The 351-nt window shown below is 56.1% G+C and carries 1 protein-coding gene; it reads right to left on the bottom strand.

Features of this window, described 5'->3' with window-relative positions:
- Positions 1–351, bottom strand: a 351-nt coding sequence (locus SB749_RS18940; RefSeq protein WP_410711662.1) for an ABC transporter substrate-binding protein, incomplete at both ends; no start/stop codon positions are given.

The following is a 351-nucleotide window of genomic DNA, read 5'->3' as shown; positions in this document are numbered from 1 at the left end:
CTTGAAGAACATTGAGAAGACCGGATCACCTTTTGCGTTATCATGCTGGAGCTGAATGATCTGCGGCGGACGGTCTGCGGCGAAGGGTTTAGTGTAGAAGCTCTCCCATTCGGCGACGTCATACATGTTGAGATCGACGGTGAAGCCTGCGTCGCTCAACATGGCGTGCATCGCCTCCATAACCTCTGTGCCGTTAGGGAAGATACCGGTACGGCCGATCAACTCGATTTCTGTGTCGACCGGCACACCGTCGGCGCGCGCTTCTTCGAGAAGCGCTTTAGCGCGTTCCAGGTCGTAAGGGTAGGGAGTGACCTCATCGTTGTATCCGATTGTGGTCGGCGGCACGATGTG

Origin of the sequence: Brevibacterium sp. SIMBA_078, from assembly GCF_046534565.1 — a bacterium.
GTDB lineage: Bacteria > Actinomycetota > Actinomycetes > Actinomycetales > Brevibacteriaceae > Brevibacterium.
This window is presented reverse-complemented; position numbering and strand designations above follow the sequence as displayed.